This window comes from Amniculibacterium aquaticum, from assembly GCF_003852705.1.
GTDB lineage: Bacteria > Bacteroidota > Bacteroidia > Flavobacteriales > Weeksellaceae > Amniculibacterium > Amniculibacterium aquaticum.
On the sequence record NZ_REFA01000074.1, the window covers coordinates 1 to 1070 of the forward strand.

Sequence of the window (1070 nt, forward strand, 5' to 3'; positions counted from 1 at the left end):
AATGAACGCTTGGATAGATAGCTTTAAAGCGCTATTAATACGATATGAAACTAAAGAAAAACATTGGAGGGATTTTCATCTGCTCGCATTCTGTTGTATTTTGATTAGGAAACATTAAACAAGTTCACTAGAAAAATTTCACACTTATCAAATAAAGAGATTTGAATTTATAAGTAATCATTGTTTACAAAAAAGGATTGAAAAAATTGATATTTTTTTCCCAAAGTTAAAATCTAGGATAACAAATAAAGTGTTAGCATCGTTTTTACATACAACTCCTGAGCATTGTTCCTATCTTAAAAAACGCATTTCAAAATTAACTTCAATATTATTTATCTCTCAACAAGAATTATTGGAGTTAATATCTTAATTATTATTTAAAAAGCGTTAAGAAATCTTAATGTTTATTTATTGATTTGTTCTTTCATTTGCTTAATATATAAAACAATGAAAGGGAAAATCAAACTTAAAAAAGTTATCGTCTTTGAGACTTTTACCCAATAATTTTAAAATAAATTATTGGGTAAAAAATCATTCCCAACAGACAACTTTAAAAACAAAAATCTCAAAATTCTTTAAAAATGAAAACAATTAAAATTATGATTATGATGCTTACAACAGCATTACTTATCGTTTCTTGTGATCGTGATTCAATAACAAGCTCATCTTCTCCAGAATATCAGCCAAACTTAAATAACTCATTAACTAGTAGAATCACAAAATCTGAACAAATAAATATTTTACTGGATGGTAAAAGATATGAACTTCAAGATGATAAATCCGTTGCATATTATGGTGTGGACGGTAATTATGTCGGCGACATACTACTTAACAACTATGATATGGATATTGTAGATAATAGTACTACATCTGGGGAAATTACGGTTAAAAATCCATCTACAAATGAAGTTATTATTATAAATAACATTCGGAATCTTGAAGAAAAAACTATTTTTGATGTAGAAACTAGCAACGGTCTAAAATTTTCTAATTTAGATGGTTATCAAATCAACTCAGCCAGTAAGTTTCCTATTGTACCAATTGTTCGAGCTGTTGTAGCTGTAGTAACT

1 protein-coding gene is annotated in these 1070 nt (G+C 27.3%); it reads left to right on the forward strand.

What is annotated here, in order from left to right:
* Window positions 1-581: 581 nt before the first annotated feature.
* The coding region (locus EIY84_RS11770; RefSeq protein WP_164472050.1) for a hypothetical protein at window positions 582-1070 on the forward strand (489 nt) is incomplete at its 3' end.